At 73.4% G+C, this 14822-nt stretch carries 12 protein-coding genes; 8 read left to right on the top strand and 4 right to left on the bottom strand.

Annotation, left to right across the window (positions count from 1 at the left end; all coding sequences use genetic code 11):
* Positions 1-16 precede the first annotated feature (16 nt).
* Positions 17-1732 (top strand): alpha/beta hydrolase, encoded by a 1716-nt coding sequence (locus tag ABD241_RS11950; RefSeq protein ID WP_344062499.1) that lies wholly within the window; start codon positions 17-19, stop codon positions 1730-1732.
* On the opposite strand, the gene ABD241_RS11955 is transcribed toward ABD241_RS11950, so the two are convergent.
* Positions 1716-3716: an APC family permease gene (locus tag ABD241_RS11955; protein ID WP_344062502.1), complete on the bottom strand. Its 2001-nt coding sequence runs from the start codon at positions 3714-3716 to the stop codon at positions 1716-1718. The two genes, ABD241_RS11950 and ABD241_RS11955, sit on opposite strands and share 17 nt — an antisense overlap.
* 80 nt (positions 3717-3796) lie before the next feature.
* On the opposite strand from ABD241_RS11955, the gene ABD241_RS11960 reads away from it, so the two are divergent.
* Together ABD241_RS11960 and ABD241_RS11965 are read left to right on the top strand one after the other, a co-directional pair.
* On the top strand, positions 3797-5356 hold the full coding sequence (locus ABD241_RS11960; protein WP_344062505.1) for a sensor histidine kinase: 1560 nt from the start codon (positions 3797-3799) through the stop codon (positions 5354-5356).
* The gene (locus tag ABD241_RS11965) at positions 5353-6060 is read left to right on the top strand and encodes a response regulator (RefSeq protein ID WP_344062508.1); all 708 of its coding nucleotides are present in this window, start codon (positions 5353-5355) and stop codon (positions 6058-6060) included. Before ABD241_RS11960 ends, ABD241_RS11965 begins: the two co-directional genes overlap by 4 nt.
* 54 nt (positions 6061-6114) lie before the next feature.
* Here the strand turns inward: ABD241_RS11965 and ABD241_RS11970 are convergent, their stop codons facing one another.
* Positions 6115-7389 carry a DUF2254 domain-containing protein gene (locus ABD241_RS11970; RefSeq protein ID WP_344062512.1) on the bottom strand — a complete coding sequence of 425 codons (1275 nt, stop codon included), beginning with the start codon at positions 7387-7389 and terminating at the stop codon, positions 6115-6117.
* Between the two features lie 118 nt (positions 7390-7507).
* A complete protein-coding gene (locus ABD241_RS11975; protein WP_344062515.1) occupies positions 7508-9037 on the bottom strand; it encodes a hypothetical protein in 1530 nt (509 codons plus the stop codon).
* Positions 9038-9107: 70 nt separating this feature from the next.
* On the opposite strand from ABD241_RS11975, the gene ABD241_RS11980 reads away from it, so the two are divergent.
* Positions 9108-9752, top strand: coding sequence for a hypothetical protein (locus ABD241_RS11980; RefSeq protein ID WP_344062518.1), 645 nt, complete (start codon positions 9108-9110; stop codon positions 9750-9752).
* Here ABD241_RS11980 and ABD241_RS11985 read toward each other — a convergent pair.
* Entirely contained in the window at positions 9703-10536 is an 834-nt protein-coding gene (locus ABD241_RS11985) for a DUF3626 domain-containing protein (protein ID WP_344062521.1), read from the bottom strand. The two genes, ABD241_RS11980 and ABD241_RS11985, sit on opposite strands and share 50 nt — an antisense overlap.
* 61 nt (positions 10537-10597) lie before the next feature.
* On the opposite strand from ABD241_RS11985, the gene ABD241_RS11990 reads away from it, so the two are divergent.
* The 4 genes from ABD241_RS11990 to ABD241_RS12005 all read left to right on the top strand — a co-directional run bounded on the left by ABD241_RS11990 (position 10598) and on the right by ABD241_RS12005 (position 14752).
* On the top strand, positions 10598-11359 hold the full coding sequence (locus ABD241_RS11990; protein WP_344062524.1) for a dienelactone hydrolase family protein: 762 nt from the start codon (positions 10598-10600) through the stop codon (positions 11357-11359).
* 9 nt (positions 11360-11368) lie between these two features.
* On the top strand, positions 11369-13078 hold the full coding sequence (locus ABD241_RS11995) for an alkaline phosphatase D family protein (RefSeq protein WP_344062527.1): 1710 nt from the start codon (positions 11369-11371) through the stop codon (positions 13076-13078).
* 89 nt (positions 13079-13167) lie between these two features.
* Complete coding sequence (locus ABD241_RS12000) at positions 13168-13830, top strand: hypothetical protein (RefSeq protein WP_344062529.1); 663 nt, start codon at positions 13168-13170, stop codon at positions 13828-13830.
* On the top strand, positions 13814-14752 hold the full coding sequence (locus tag ABD241_RS12005) for a hypothetical protein (RefSeq protein ID WP_344062531.1): 939 nt from the start codon (positions 13814-13816) through the stop codon (positions 14750-14752). The genes ABD241_RS12000 and ABD241_RS12005 overlap by 17 nt, the downstream gene beginning before the upstream one ends.
* Positions 14753-14822: the final 70 nt, after the last annotated feature.

Below are 14822 nucleotides of genomic sequence, written 5' to 3' on the forward strand. Positions count from 1 at the left end.
GACCTACTGTGGTGGCATGCCCGACGTGCCGGTGCCGCAGCTGTCAGGCGCCCGCAGCCGGCTGCGGGCGCCTCGTCCGTGGTGGCACCTCTCCCGCACCGGCCTGCTCTTCGGCGCCGCCTGGTTCCTCACCTCTATGGCGCCGAGCCTGCTGCCGCGCACGTGGTACTACCAGGGCCTCATCAGCGGCCTCTGCGCCGCCGTCGGCTACGGGTTCGGCGCGCTCGTCTCGTGGGTCGTGCGCCAGGTCGCCCGCCTCGTCGACCTGCACGTGACGGTGAGCGGGGAGGCGCGCCACTGGCTCCTCGTCGCCGCGCCCGTCTTCGGCGCCGTCGCCGTGCTCGGGCTGACCGTCTCCAACGTCCGGTCCCAGGCCCGCACGGCCGCCGTCGTGCACCTGGACCCGCTCGACCCCGTGGACTGGGCCATGGCCCTCGCGCTGGCCGCCTCCATCGCCGTCCTGTTCCTCGTGGTGGCCCGGGGACTGCGCGGCGCGACGCACCAGCTGGCCGAGGCCGCGCGCCACGTGCTGCCGCGGACCGCCGCCACGGCCGTGGCGGTGGTCGTGGTCGCGCTCGCGGCCGTCTGGGTCACCGACAGCCTGCTCTTCCACCGCACCATGCAGGCCTTCGCCGGCGTCGCCGCGCAGGTCAACACGTCACCGAGCGGCAGGCCGGCCCCCGCCTCGCCCTTGAGGTCGGGCGGGCCGGGGTCGCTCGAGCCCTTCGGCAGCCTGGGCTACCAGGGCCAGATGTTCGTCACGAGCGCCCCCACGCCCGCGCAGATCTCGGCGGCGACCGGGCGCGCCGCGGTCGAGCCGATCCGGGTGTACGCCGGGCGCACCGGCGACCGGACCGTCTCGGACGTCGCCGACGCCGTCGTCGCGGAGCTGCAGCGGACCCGCGCCTTCGACCGCCGGGTCCTCGCGGTCATCACGACGACGGGCACCGGGTGGGTCGACGACTGGTCGGCGCAGTCGGTCGAGTACCTCAGCGACGGCGACAGCGCCGTCGCCGCCATGCAGTACTCCTACCTGCCGAGCGCGATGTCGATGATCACCGACCGCGACACCCCGCGCGAGGCCGGCAAGGCGCTCTTCGACAAGGTGTATGCCGTGTGGCGCACCCTGCCGGCCGACCACCGTCCCCGGCTCGTCGTCGGCGGCGAGTCGTTGGGCTCCTACGGCGGCCAGGCGGCCTTCGCCGACGTCCACGACATGCTGGCCCGGGCCCAGGGGGGTGTCTGGGTGGGCACCCCGAGCTTCACCGACATCGCGGCGCAGCTGACCGCGCAGCGCACACCCGGCTCACCCGAGATCGTGCCGGTCGTCGAGGACGGTCTGCACATCCGGTTCGCGGCGAGCGGTGACCAGCTCACGCACGACTACTACGGCCGCGACTACGGTGCCTGGGAGTTCCCGCGGTTCGTCTACGCCCAGCACCCGTCCGACCCGGTGGTCTGGTGGAACCCGGCCCTGCTAGGCGCCGAGCCGGACTGGCTGCGCGAGCCGCGCGGGCGCGACGTCAACCCGGACGTCACGTGGATCCCGTTCGTCACCTTCTGGCAGCTGACCACCGACATGGCCGTCGGCCACGACCCGCCCGACGGCTACGGCCACCGCTACGGGCCCGAGCTCGTGCCGGCGTGGGGCTCGGTGCTGGGCGGTTCGCCCACCGAGGACTACTCCAAGGTCATCGCCGGGATCGAGAAGACGGTCAACCGGGTGGCCTGACGGGCGACGCGTCGTTCCTGTCGTGAGCGTCGTGCGCGTGCGCGTGCGACTCGTGGTCCCGTTCGGCGCGAAGGTGGTAGGGCACGCTCGTCACGACGACGCCGGGGAGGGTGAGCAGGCGCAGCTTGAGCCGCAGCGCGCTCTGGTTGTGCAGCATGCCCTCCCACCAGCGGTCGACGACGTACTCGGGGATGAAGACGACGACGAGGTCGCGGGGGTTGTCGGTGCGCAGCCTGCGGACCTGGTCGACGACGGGCTTGGTGATGTCGCGGAAGGGCGAGTCCAGCATGGTCAGCGGCACGGGCATGTCGGCGTCCGTCCACTCGCGCTCGATCGAGCGCATGTCCTCGGCGTCCACGCACACGGTCAGGGCGGCGAGCGTCGACGGCCGGGTGGCCCGGGCGTACGCGATCGCGCGCAGCGCGGGCTCGTTGACGCTCGAGACGAGGACCAGGGCGTGGACCCGGCTGGGCAGGAGGCGTGCCTGTCGCCTGGGGCTGAGCTCGCGGGAGACCTTGGCGTAGTGGTGGTTGACCCCACGCATGAGCAGCAGGAGCACGGGCACCGCGATGACGACGAGGTAGGCACCGCCGGTGAACTTGGTGACGAGGACGATCACGAGGACCAGCCCGGTCAGGGCGGAGCCGAACGCGTTGACGAGCCGGGCGCCGTTCATGCGGCGGCGCACTCCCGGGGCGATGACGATCCGCAGCTCGCGGTTCCAGTGCCGGACCATGCCGACCTGGCTGAGGGTGAAGCTGGTGAACACCCCGAGGATGTAGAGGTGCAGGAGCTGGTCGACGTCGGCGCTGTAGGCGACGACGAGCAGTCCGGCGACGAGGGCCAGCCCCAGGATGCCGTTGCTGTAGGCCAGCCGGTCGCCCCGGGTGCGCAGCTGGGTGGGCATGAGCCGGTGCTGCGCCAGCAGGGACGCGAGCATCGGGAAGCCGTTGTATGCCGTGTTGGCAGCCAGGACGAGGACGAGCGCGGTCGAGGCCTGGACGACGTAGAACATCACGCTTCCCGCTCCGAAGACGGCCGAGGCGAGCTGGGCGATGACGGTCGGCTGGGGCGCGGTGGCGCAGTCGCCCGGGAACCCGACGAGGTCGCACGTGGACTCGGCGACGTGGACCTGGGCGACCATGGCCAGCGCGGTGATCCCGACGAACATCGTGACGGCGAGGACCCCCATCGCCAGGAGGGTGCGGGCGGCGTTGCGTGCCTTGGGTGGCTTGAAGGCCGGCACCCCGTTGCTGATGGCCTCCACGCCGGTGAGGGCGGTGCAGCCGGACGAGAACGCCTTCAGGGCGAGGAAGAGCAGCGCGAGACCCGTCAGGCCGGTGTGCTGGGCCTGGACGGACCAGCCGGCGCTCTCCGCGACCGGGGCGTCGCCCATGAGCGCCCGGGTCAGGCCGACCCCGCTGACCGTCAGGATGCACGCCACGAAGACGTAGGTCGGAACCGCGAAGGCCCGGCCCGACTCACGAGTGCCGCGCAGGTTCATCAGGGTCAGGCCGGCGATGACGGCGACCGCGATGGTGACTCGGTACGGGTTGAGGCCCGGAACCGCCGATATGACGTTGTCGACGCCGGCGGCCACCGAGACCGCGACCGTCATGACGTAGTCGACCATCAGGGCGGCGGCGACGACCATGGCCGCGCCCTGCCCGAGGTTGTCGCGCACCACCTCGTAGGAGCCGCCACCGCTGGGGTAGGCCATGACGACCTGGCGGTAGGAGATCACGACCGCGACGAGCAGCGTCACCACGCCTGCCGCGATCCAGGGGGTCAGGTAGAGGTAGGCCAGGCCGCCGAGCGTGAGGACCTTGAGGATCGCCTCCGTCGCGTACGCGACCGAGGACAGCGGGTCCGACGCGAAGATCGGCAGGGCGATCCGTTTGCGCAGCAAGGTCTCCCCGAGGTCGTCGTTGCGCAGCGGGCGCCCCACGAGGAGGCGTTTGGCGGTGGTGAGCTGGCTGGGCACGCTTCGACGCTAGGAGCGGTCCCGCATGGGCGGCGCAAGGGTTTCGGCCGGGGCTGCAAGGGTTGCGCAAGGATGGTGGCGTGACCGAAGACGTGGCGCTGCCGCTGGGCGCGCTGCCCGAGCTGGCGCCGGCGAGCGGCCTTCCGCGCCGGCGACGCGTTGCGGGCCTGGCCCTCGGGTTGCTCCTGCCCGTCGCCCTCACCGCCGCGCTGCTGGAGCTCGGGTCGGCCGTCGGTCTCGCGGGGGACGCGCTGGTGCTCATGCTGGCGGTCGTCGTGACGGCCCTCGTCGGTGGGCTGTGGGCGGCCGTCGTCTGCGCGCTGCTGGGCTCCACCTTGCTCAACTACTGGTTCATCCCGCCCGTGCGCACGTTCCAGATCGGTGAGCCCCACAACTACTGGACGGTCGTGGCGTTCGTGCTGGTCGGCCTGCTGGTCAGCACCGTCGTCCACCGGGCCGCATCGACGGCGACCGCGGCGGCGCGGGCTGCTGCCGAGGCGCGCACGCTCTCGGACGTGGCCAAGGCGACGTTGCGGGGCGAGGACGCGCTTCCCACGCTGCTCGAGCACATGCGCCGCGCCTTCGGGATGACCTCGGCGAGCCTGCTGCGGCGGGATCCCGCCGGCTCCGAGAGGTGGCAGGTGGTGGCGGCGCGCGGCCCGGAGGCGCCGCGCGAGCCGGCACTGGCCGACGTGCAGCTGCCCGCGGGCGACGACCTCGTCATCGCCCTGTGCGGCCGCCCCCTCAGCCCGTCCGACCGGGCGATCCTCGGGGCCTTCGCCGCCCAGGCCCAGGCACTCCTCGAGCGTGACGAGCTGGCCCGTGCCGCCGCCGTCGCCGCCCGGCTCGAAGCCTCCGAACGCCTCCGCGACGCGCTGCTGGCGGCCGTCGGCCACGACCTGCGCACCCCGCTGGCCTCCGCGACCGCGGCGGTGACGAGCCTGCGCAGCCGGGACGTCACGTGGAGCGAGGACGAGCGGGAGGAGCTGCTCGCCACCGCGGACGAGTCGCTCTCGCGACTGGCCTCGCTCGTCTCGGACCTGCTCGACCTGTCGCGCCTGCGGGCCGGGGTGCTGTCCGTGCTGCGACAGACCCTGTGGCTCGACGAGCTGGTGCCGCCGGTGCTCGACGAGCTGGGCCCCGACGCGGCCGAGGTGGTCGTCGACCTGCCCGAGGACCTGCCCCCGGTCGTCGGCGACGCCGCCCTCGTCATGCGGGTCCTCGTCAACGTCGTCGGCAACGCCCTCCGGCACGCCCCGGCGAACGCGGCTCCGCCCCGGGTGACGGGCCGGCAGAGCGGCGACAGGGTGGAGCTGCACGTCGTCGACCACGGTGCCGGGGTCCCGGCCCGGGACCGGGAGCGCATCTTCAGCCCCTTCCAGCGGCTCGGCGACACGGACAACACGGCAGGCCTGGGGATCGGCCTGGCGCTGTCCAGGGGCCTGGTCGAGGCCATGGGTGGGACGCTCGAGGCCTCGGACACCCCGAACGGAGGGCTCACCATGGTGCTCGCCCTCCCGACCGCAACGGGGACCGCAGCCGCGGTGGCGCCCGGCACCTCGCCCGAGCCGGCGCCCGGTCCAGCACCCGGTCCAGCACCCGGTCCGGCGCCCGGTCCAGTACCCGGGGGCCGACCGTGACCCGCATCGTCGTCGTCGACGACGACCCGCAGCTGGCTCGGGCGCTCCGCATCAACCTGCGCGCCCGTGACCACGACGTCCATGTCGCCACGTCGGGCGCCGAGGCCCTGCGCACCGTCGCCGAGGTCTCGCCCGACCTCGTCATCCTCGACCTCGGGCTCCCGGACCTCGACGGCGTCGAGGTCATCCACGGGGTCCGCGGCTGGAGCGAGGTGCCGATCATCGTGCTGTCCGGTCGTGGTGGAGGCCCCGACAAGGTCGCCGCCCTGGATGCCGGGGCCGACGACTACGTGACGAAGCCCTTCGGCATGGACGAGCTGCTCGCACGGATCCGAGCCGTCACCCGTCGGTCGACCCCTGGGGACACCGTTGCCGCGCCGCGGGTCGAGTTCGGCGCGGTCGTCGTGGACCTCGCCGACAAGGTCGTCACGCGCCGGTGCGCCGACGGGACGACGGAGCCCGTGCACCTGACACCCACCGAGTGGAGCCTGCTCGAGGCGCTCGTGCGCCAGCCCGGGAAGCTCCTGTCGCAGCGGCAGCTGCTGACGCAGGTGTGGGGCCCGGCCTACGTCAGCCAGCCGGCCAACCTGCGGCTCTACATGACCCAGCTGCGCCGCAAGCTCGAGCCCGAGCCCACCCGACCACGTCACCTGCTCACCGAACCGGGCATGGGCTACCGGTTCCGCCCCGAGAGCCCGGCGTAGAGACCGCGGCCTGACCCGAGCTGCCTCCGCGGGCACCCTGTCCGAGGGCGAGGCTCAGCGGCCGCCGCGGCCACGACCCTCCCCGTCGAGCCAGACGGGCTGCTCGAGCAGGTGAGCGGTCCGGATGTCGTGCCGGAGCCGCCGCTGGTGGCGCAGCAGCGGCGCGTGGTGGTCGGGCGGGACGTCCGCGAGCAGGTCCGTCAGCATGCGGGACAGGCACCGCGTGACCTGGGGCTGGCCGATGCCGGCCTCGAGGACCTCGAGGAGCGCCTGGTCGACGACGTCGGACCAGGTCGCGGCCGGCAGGACCACCTTCCCGGCTCCCGCGTCGACGACGACGGGTCCGAGCGGCAGCTCGGCGGCCACCCTGAGCACCCCCTCCACCTCGGCGAGGGAGCGCGCCGCGGTCGTGGGGTCGTTGATCCCGGGCGAGAGGGCCTTGAGGGAGATGTCGGTCAGGATGCGCAGCGCGTAGAGCGGGTCGTGCTTCAGCGAACGCTCGTGCCGGACGAGGAGGCACCGGCTCAGCTCCCGGTCCGGGAGCCGCGTGCCGATGCGGGGGGCCAGCAGGGCCACGGCGGCGCCGACGGAGACGGGGTCGCCGACGCGGACCAGCACCTGCAGGTGGGCGCCGTGCTGCCGCGCCAGGCGTTCGAGGCGCTCGGCGTCCACGCCGACGACCTGGCCCGGGCGGCCGGCATACCTCACCGTCCTCGCCTCGTCGGCGAGGTCCGGCACCTCCCGGACGCGGCGGCCCGCGCGGCCGCGGGCGGCGGTGTGGTGCCGCCGCAGCTGTCGACGTGCCAGCGAGCCCATCGTCCCGATGAGCGAGTCGACGGTGACCCGTCGGGAGACGACGGTGATGAGCACGAGGAAGCCGATGAGGCTGAGGACGAGCCACAGCACCGCGGCGGCGACACCGAGGACGGGGACGGTCGAGGCCTGCCCTGCCGAGCCGATGCCGATCAGGGTCATGAACGAGAAGGTCGTGGTGGCGAGGAAGGTCGCCAGCACCCACTGGATGGAGCGAGCCCGCATCAGGTAGGTGACCGTCCGCGGCGAGTAGGCCGAGGAGCCGAACTGGATGACGAGGAGGATCACCGAGAAGACGAAGCCGGTGAAGGTCACCATCCCGCCGCCGATCGCCGCCAGCAGCGTCTGGGCGGAGGAGGCCGACAGGAGCGGCTGCTCGGCGGAGCCGATCGTCGCGTCGATGCCCTGGACGGCCCGGGAGGTCGCGAAGCCCAGCACGATCCCGACGAGCGGGATCACCCAGAAGGCGTTCTCCCACCACAGGCGCAAGCGCTGGAGTGGCAGCGTCACCTGCATGGGGCCCTCCCGTCGGCGCACCTGTGACGAGTGAATCGTCCCGGGGCGGTGGGCAGTTCGGCATCATCCTGGCGGGGTGAGAACCAGGCCCCTCCCGCCGACGCGACGGCCGAGGCAGTCAGCCGAGCGGTGGGCAGGAGGGCTGCAGCGGGGCGGCGCCGGTCAGCAGCCGGAACATCGCGGTGAGCTCGGCGCAGCTGCGGGTGCTGAGCTCCTGAGCCCGCAGGGGGTCGTCGCCGAGGCCCCAGGCGATGACGTCGGCCGCCTGCTCGATGCCGCGCTTCTCCCACGGGATGGCGGGTGCGTCCCAGCCCGGAAGCCCCACCCGGGTGACGAACTGCCGCTGGACCTCCTCGTCGAGGTTCTGCCACATCCAGGCGTGCGCCAGCTCGTGCAACGCCACGCTGCGCTGGAACGCCGTCGTGGTGCGGTCGACCCGCAGGCAGAGGTAGACGCGGGCGCTGGAGCCGGGCTCGACGGCCATGCCCCAGGTGCCTCCTGAGCACTGCTCCGGGTGGGCATCCCGGCCGAAGGCGACGAACGCGACCCGCGGCGCTCCGAGGCGGGCGGCGGGGAAGCGCGCCATCGCCCAGCGCACGAGCTTCTCGGCTCCCGCGGTGCCGTTGTGCACCTCGACCTGACGACCAGCGGCGGTGACGGTGCCGGTGACCTGGTCCTGGACCGGCGGCGGGATCGCCGCGTGGGTCCACCAGCCGTCCGGCAGCTGCGCCCTGTTCACGCAGCGGCGCATCGAGGCGACGTCGTGGTAGCGGCGCTCCGCCACGATCCGGCCCCGCTCGATCTGCAGCCGGGCGACGGCCCCTCCTGGACAGCCGTTGCCGTCGTCGCCGGTGTAGGCCAGGAAGACGTTGAGGTGGCTCTGGTAGCCGCTCCAGTAGGCGTAGACGGCCGGCCCGCCGCCTGCCGGGACGGGGGACGGCCGCAGGCGGGCCCCACCGTGAGCGGCGTCGTACGACGCGATCACGGACCGGCCCTTCAGGCGCACCCCCAGCAGCGAGTCGAGCAGGGTGGCGTCCTCGGCGTAGAGCCCGCCGACCGCGGCGGCATCGCGGCGCGACCATGCCGACAGGTAGCGGTCGATGACGGGTCGGGCGGCGCGCAGGTCGCCGCCGTACCAGGCGCGCCCGTCGTAGACGGGCGACTCGAGGAACTGCAGCGACGTGGCGTGGAGGGTCTGCGTCACGCCGCCGTCGCCGGCGATCTCGGACACCTGCGCCTCGTCCGGCTCGGCCGGCGGGGTGCCTCCCGAGGAACGCTCGACGGGGTCGGCGGGGAACCGGTACTCGACGACGGCGCCGGAGACGTCGACGTAGGAGCGCCCCATCGTCCCCTCCTCCAGCGACTCCCCGAACGCCATCGAGAGGAAGTCGGCGAGCGCCTCGCGGCCCTTGATCGGTTCGCCCTGGTTGCAGCACAGCAGGTGGACGGTGCGCGGCGAGTCGAACCGGACGAGCTCGGCGACGGACCGGTGCCCGGCGAGGTCCCGCGCCGCCATCCACTCCACGGCCTGCTCCGCCCACGGCGGCGCCTCCGTCGAGCCGGCTACCAGGACCAGGGACGACGCGGCGACGGCTGCGAGGACGGCTGCCGCCCACCGGCGACGACGCCGCGCTCCAAGCCGCCCCATCCCACGACCGTGCCGCCTGCGCCCGCCGCCGGCGTAGGGGCGAAGGTCCCTCGGTCGCTAGGCTCGGCAGGTGCCAGCGCAGCGCTTCCACGGACAGATCGCCGGTGTCGGGTCGGAGTCCGGCGTGCGCGTCGTCGTCGGCTCCTGGCACACCACACCGCTCGGCGCCTTCGGTGACGCGATGGTCGAGACGCCCGCCGGCCACCGCGTGCTCATCGCGCCGAGCCGGCCGGTGGCGGAGTTCATCGAGGCGACCTACGACTTCGACGAGGTGCGCCTCGAGCCCATCACGGTCACCTCCGACCGCGGTCGGTGGCGCGTCGTCTCACCGTCGCTCACGCTCGACCTCGCGGTCGGAGGGCGTATGCCGCTCGGCCGGCTCCTGCGCGCCGTGCCCGAGCGCCTCGCCGCCAGTCCGGCGTGGGCGACGCTCGTCGACCCGGTCGCGCGACGGGTGCTGCGCGGGGTCCGGACGCGCGGCACGGCGCTCGCCGGCCGGCGGGAGTTCTACGGGGCCACCGACCTGCACCAGGTGACGGCCCTGGAGGGCAGCTTCGAGGGTCGGCCGCTCGGGGCCCTCGCGCCCGTGGACCCGCCCTGCCGCTTCGGCTTCTCCTCGACACCGCGGCGCCCGTCCGTCACGACCGTGGTCACCACGGTGCAGGTCAGGTGCTCAGGGCACCGAAGCGGGCGACGTAGTGCCACACCCGCTTGAGGGCCTGCTCGTCGTGGCGGCCCTCGCGTGACGCTGCACCGATCACCTGCGGAGTGACCACGCCGTCGACGGCGAGCGACTCACCGAGGGCGACGAACTCGGCGCCGCGGTAGTCGGGATGGGCGCGCAGGGTGTCGACGTCCAGGCGGTAGCCCGGGTGCCACTCGACAGGCACGCCGATCCGGAGTGCGTCCGCCTCCACGTCGGTGCCACGGTAGCCGGGGTCGAGCACGAGCGCCTCGACGTCGGTGGCGAGGTCGACGACACCGTGGACGTGCGCCTCGACGTAGTCGTCGAGCAGGTCGTGGTCGGAGGCCGTCGCGAGCTCGGCCAGGACGAACGCCGTTGCGGTGCCGAAGTGCTCGGGCTCGAAGACGCTGTCGGGGAAGCAGAAGGTCGTGCGCCCCAGGGTGTCGGCCGCCAGTCGCAGGTGGGCTGAGCCGAAGCGGGGAGCCGCGCCGTGGGGCCGACGGTGCAGGTCGAGTGCGCCGTACTTCGGACGCAGTGCCGGGTCGGCGTCGTCGTAGGCCCCGCCGAAGAGCCTGCTCTCCCAGCGCCAGCGGCTCCCGCCCGGGTGCGCGGTGAGGCCGCCGTTGCTCGTGCTGGTCTCGAACTGCGACCGGTAGACGCCGTCACGGGCCAGCACGCCCAGGATCGGCTCCCCGGCGACCAGCCGGTCGGGATGGAAGTTCAGCGTCACCCGCAGCGCCGGGTCGAGAGCCGCCCCCGACGCGAGCCCGCGCACGTGCGCGAGGGCGCGGCGGACGGCATACGGCTGGGTCATGGCACGACATCCTCACAGAGGGGACGGGGACGATCGCGGCCCGACCGGGTACGAATGGGCAATGGGCACGATGATCGAGTTCCCCGAGCACGACCTCCACGCCTACCGCTCCGACCCGGAGGGGCAGCCGCGCGGTGCGGTCGTCGTCATCCAGGAGATCTGGGGGCTGGTCGACCACGTGAAGGACGTCGCCGACCGCTTCGCGGCGCAGGGCTACGTCGCCGTCGCCCCCGACCTGCTCGGGCACGTCGGCCTGACTCCCGAGGTCGGCGGTCGCATCTTCGACCTCATGATGCGCGGCACCGAGGAGGACCGGCTGGCCGCGCAGCCGCAGATGCGCGCGGCCACCACGCCGGCGCGGCAGCCGGAGTTCGCGGCATGGGCCGTGCCGGCCCTGCGACACGTCGTCGACTCGCTCGTCGGCGAGCCGGGCGTGGACGGCCGGGTGGGCGTCGTCGGCTTCTGCTTCGGGGGGACGTACGCCTTCGCGCTGGCGGCCGCGGACGACCGGGTCCGCGCCACGGTGCCCTTCTACGGCACCTTCCCCGAGAACGCCGACCCCGCCACGATCGCCTGCCCCGTCCTCGCCTTCTACGGCGAGGAGGACCACGGGATCACCGACCGGGTGCCCGAGCTCGAGTCGCGCATGGAGCAGGCAGGCGTCGACTTCAGCGCGCGGGTCTACCACGGGGTGGGGCACGCCTTCTTCAACGACACCTCGCCGTCGAAGTACGACCCCGAGGTGGCCGCCGACGCGTGGCAGCGCACCCTGGCCTTCCTCGAAGAGCACCTTTCGTCCCCACCGCCGCCCGATGTGCAGTAAGCCTGTCGCATGACCGACCCCGCCCCGCCGCAGGACCCGACCGGGCCGCTCGTCCTCGGCCCCATGCTCCGCTACATCGGCGAGACGGACGCCACGGTGTGGGTCGAGACCGCCGGCAGCGCCGTCGTGACGGTCCGCGCCGGCGGGCACGAGTGGAGCGCCCCGACGTTCCGGGTCGAGCGCCACCACTACGCGCTCGTCGTCGTCGACGGGCTCGAGCCCGGCGCGGACCTGGAGTATGCCGTCAGCATCGACGGCACGCGGGTGTGGCCCGAGCCGGGCAGCCCGTTCCCGGCACCGCGCATCCGCACCATCGACCGGCACCGGCCCACCCGGCTGCTCTTCGGCTCCTGCCGGACCACGGTGCCCCACGACCGTGAGGGGAACCGCACCAACGGCGTGGACGCGCTGCGCACCCTCGCCCTCGCGCTTGCCCGCGGAGAGCAGGAGTGGCCCGACCTCGTGGCCTTCCTCGGCGACCAGGTCTACGCCGACGAGACCCCCGAGGCGATGCGCGAGTTCATCGCCTCACGGCGCTCCCTCGACGAGCCGCCGGGCAGCGAGATCAAGGACTACGAGGAGTACGCGTACCTCTACTCGCTCGCGTGGGGCGACGACGCCAACCGGTGGCTGCTCTCGACCCTGCCGAGCTGCATGATCTTCGACGACCACGACATCCGCGACGACTGGAACACCTCGTGGTCCTGGCACGAGGAGATGGGCCGCACCCCGTGGTGGCACGAGCGCCTCATGGGTGGCCTGTCGTCCTACTGGGTCTACCAGCACATCGGCAACCTCTCACCCGGACAGCTGGCGGAGGACGAGGTCTACGCGCGCGTCCTCGAGGCCGCTGCGACGGAGGGCCCCGACGCCGTCGAGCTCGACCTCACCGAGGCGGTCTTCGACCTGTCGCGCCGCGTGGACCGGCACCCGGACGTCTACCGCTACAGTTACCGGCGCGACCTCGGCGACAGCCGCCTCGTCGTCGTCGACTCGCGGGCCGCGCGCGTCCTCGAGCCCGACCACCGCTCGATGCTCGACCCTGCCGAGCTGCGCTGGCTCGACGAGCAGCTCACCGGCGACGTCGACCACCTGCTCATCGGGACGTCGCTGCCCTTCCTGCTGCCGCCGGGCCTGCACGACCTCGAGTCCATCGACGAGGTCCTCGCCACCGGCGCCCGCGGGCGGCTCGCCGCCAGGGCGGCGGAGAAGGCCCGGCAGTCGATCGACCTGGAGCACTGGGCGGCGTTCAACGACGGCTTCGTCGACGTCTTCGACATGGTGATGTCGGTCGCCCGAGGTGAGCGCGGCGCCGCCCCGGCCAGCGTCGTGTTCCTCTCCGGCGACGTCCACAACTCCTACGTCGCCGAGGTCGTCGACGCGCGGTCCCGCCACGGCGCCCGGTCGCGGATCGTGCAGGCGGTCTGCTCGCCCATCCGCAACCCCATGCCGCGCACGGTCCGCGTCATGATGTCGGCCTTCGCCCGAGGCCTGGTGCGGCCGATGCGGTTCGTCGCCGAACGGTCCAAGCGCGTGCCCGACCCGCCCTGCACCTGGACGGTGACCGACGGACCGTGGTTCGACAACTGCCTGGCCCAGCTGACGGTGCAGGGCCGCGACCTGTCCATCGTCTGGCGCGGGGGAGAGGTGCGCGGCGGCGACGAGGAGCACCCGGTCCTGACGACCGTCGCCGGCGTGCGGCTCCCGGCGGGCGGCTGAGCAGCAGGGACAGTCGACGACCTGGCCGAACGCCTCTCGTCACAGCCGTCGCAGGTGCATGCTGGGATGAGCTCCCGCGGGAGGTGACCATGGCACGTCGACCAACGGGCAGCGCGAGCGTCGGCCAGCTGCTTGCCGCGGTCGCCTGCTGCCTCGTTCTCGCCACGGGGTGCACCGGGAGTGCGGCTCCGGGGCCCGGGACCGGCGACAGCGGGTCGACATCCGCGCCGGTCGACCGCTCGACGAGCCCCACCGGCGCCGGCGGGGGAGCCGGCAGCGGCGGTGACACCGCCAGTCCCAGCGGCGGTGACACCGCCAGTCCCAGCGGCGGCGCCGGTGACGGCGGAGGCGCAGGTGGCCAGGCGCCCGGCTCGCCGATCGACGTCCCCACGATCCCCCAGAAGGACGAGCCCATGTCAGGGCTCCGCGACGCCATCACGAGCCTCTTCGTCGAGGCGTGCGGCGGATCCGGTCTCTGCGTGCAGCTCGAGTTCGGCGACGGCGCCTGCTTCGTCGGTTACGACCCCGCCACCCAGGCGCGGCGGGGGTCCAAGGTCCGAGTGCTGACCGAGTCCCAGGAGGAGTGCGACCGGGCCCGCGCAGGCGGCGGATCCACGACGACGACCGACGGCACCCCGGAACCCGGGTCGCCGACGGGGCCGCCGACGGGCGACACCAGCCCCGGGACGACCGGCACGCCGACGGGTGGCAGCACGCCGGACGGTGGACAGTCCGATGTCCCCACCGGATGAGCGGAGCGAGCCAGAGGATCTCGGGCCGACACCGGAAGAGCCGCCGCCCCTCCTGCTGCACGAGCTGCCTCCGGTCCTGAAGGTCCTCGGGCAGGTCGTCGCACCGGCGACGCTGATCACCGCGCTGCTCATCTTCTTCGGCTGGTCGCACACGACCGCGCTCTTCGGCTGGTTCGGGATCGACCCGACGTCGCTCGGCTTCTCGAGCACCGACTACCTCCTGACGAGCCAGGACGGGCTCTTCCTGCCGGGCGTGGTCATCACCCTCCTCGTCCTGGTGGCGACGCGTGTCCTGGCCCTGGTCCGCCGCTCCGGCCCGGCCGCCGGGGCGCCCGCCGCCTGGGTGGCGCCTGCCGTGGCGATGGTGGGGGCCCTGCTGACCGCGAACGGCGTGCTCGGCCTCTTCCGCCAGGCGATGTTCGGCAACGTCCCGGCGGTGGCGCCGCTGTGCCTGGTGGTCGGCGTCACCCTCCTCAGCATCGCCGGCCACCTGCTCCGCGCGCCTGCTCCGAGCTACTCGCGCGGCGTCGGGATCGCCGAGCTGACGGCCCTCACGCTCGTCATCGCCATGGGTCTGTTCTGGGCAGCAGGCGACTACTCGGCGGCCGTGGGTCGCCAGCGCGCCGCCGAGCTCGCGGCATCGCTGCACAGCCGTGCGCAGGTGGTGCTCTACAGCGACAAGCTGCTCGGCATCTCCGCGCCGGGGGTCCGCACGGTGCGGTGCAGCGGCGAGCCGAACGCGTACCGCTACCGCTACTCGGGACTGGTGCTCCTGCTCAACTCGGACTCCCAGTACGTCTTCCTGCCGACGGGATGGACCCGGCGAGCGGGGAGTGCGATCGCGGTGCCGAAGAGCAGCCAGGTGCGGCTCGACTACCGCAGCGCCGGCGCCGTCGAGGGCACCCTCCCGGCGTCGTGCTGAGCAGGTCCGTCGCAGCGGAGAAAGTCGCGGCGCCCCGGAACAAAGCCGCCATGCGAGAAGTTGAGTCTGG

The sequence above is a fragment of the Terrabacter lapilli genome (genome assembly GCF_039531305.1).
Taxonomy (GTDB): Bacteria; Actinomycetota; Actinomycetes; order Actinomycetales; family Dermatophilaceae; genus Terrabacter; species Terrabacter lapilli.

Excerpts from the sequence above, each read along its gene's own strand:
- ABD241_RS11950 (WP_344062499.1), top strand. The coding sequence starts at position 17 with ATGCCCGACGTGCCGGTGCCGCAGCTGTCAGGCGCCCGCAGCCGGCTG.
- ABD241_RS11970 (WP_344062512.1), bottom strand. The coding sequence starts at position 7,389 with ATGCAGGTGACGCTGCCACTCCAGCGCTTGCGCCTGTGGTGGGAGAAC.
- ABD241_RS11975 (WP_344062515.1), bottom strand. The coding sequence starts at position 9,037 with ATGGGGCGGCTTGGAGCGCGGCGTCGTCGCCGGTGGGCGGCAGCCGTC.
- ABD241_RS11985 (WP_344062521.1), bottom strand. The coding sequence starts at position 10,536 with ATGACCCAGCCGTATGCCGTCCGCCGCGCCCTCGCGCACGTGCGCGGG.
- ABD241_RS11990 (WP_344062524.1), top strand. The coding sequence starts at position 10,598 with ATGGGCACGATGATCGAGTTCCCCGAGCACGACCTCCACGCCTACCGC.
- ABD241_RS11995 (WP_344062527.1), top strand. The coding sequence starts at position 11,369 with ATGACCGACCCCGCCCCGCCGCAGGACCCGACCGGGCCGCTCGTCCTC.
- ABD241_RS12000 (WP_344062529.1), top strand. The coding sequence starts at position 13,168 with ATGGCACGTCGACCAACGGGCAGCGCGAGCGTCGGCCAGCTGCTTGCC.
- ABD241_RS12005 (WP_344062531.1), top strand. The coding sequence starts at position 13,814 with ATGTCCCCACCGGATGAGCGGAGCGAGCCAGAGGATCTCGGGCCGACA.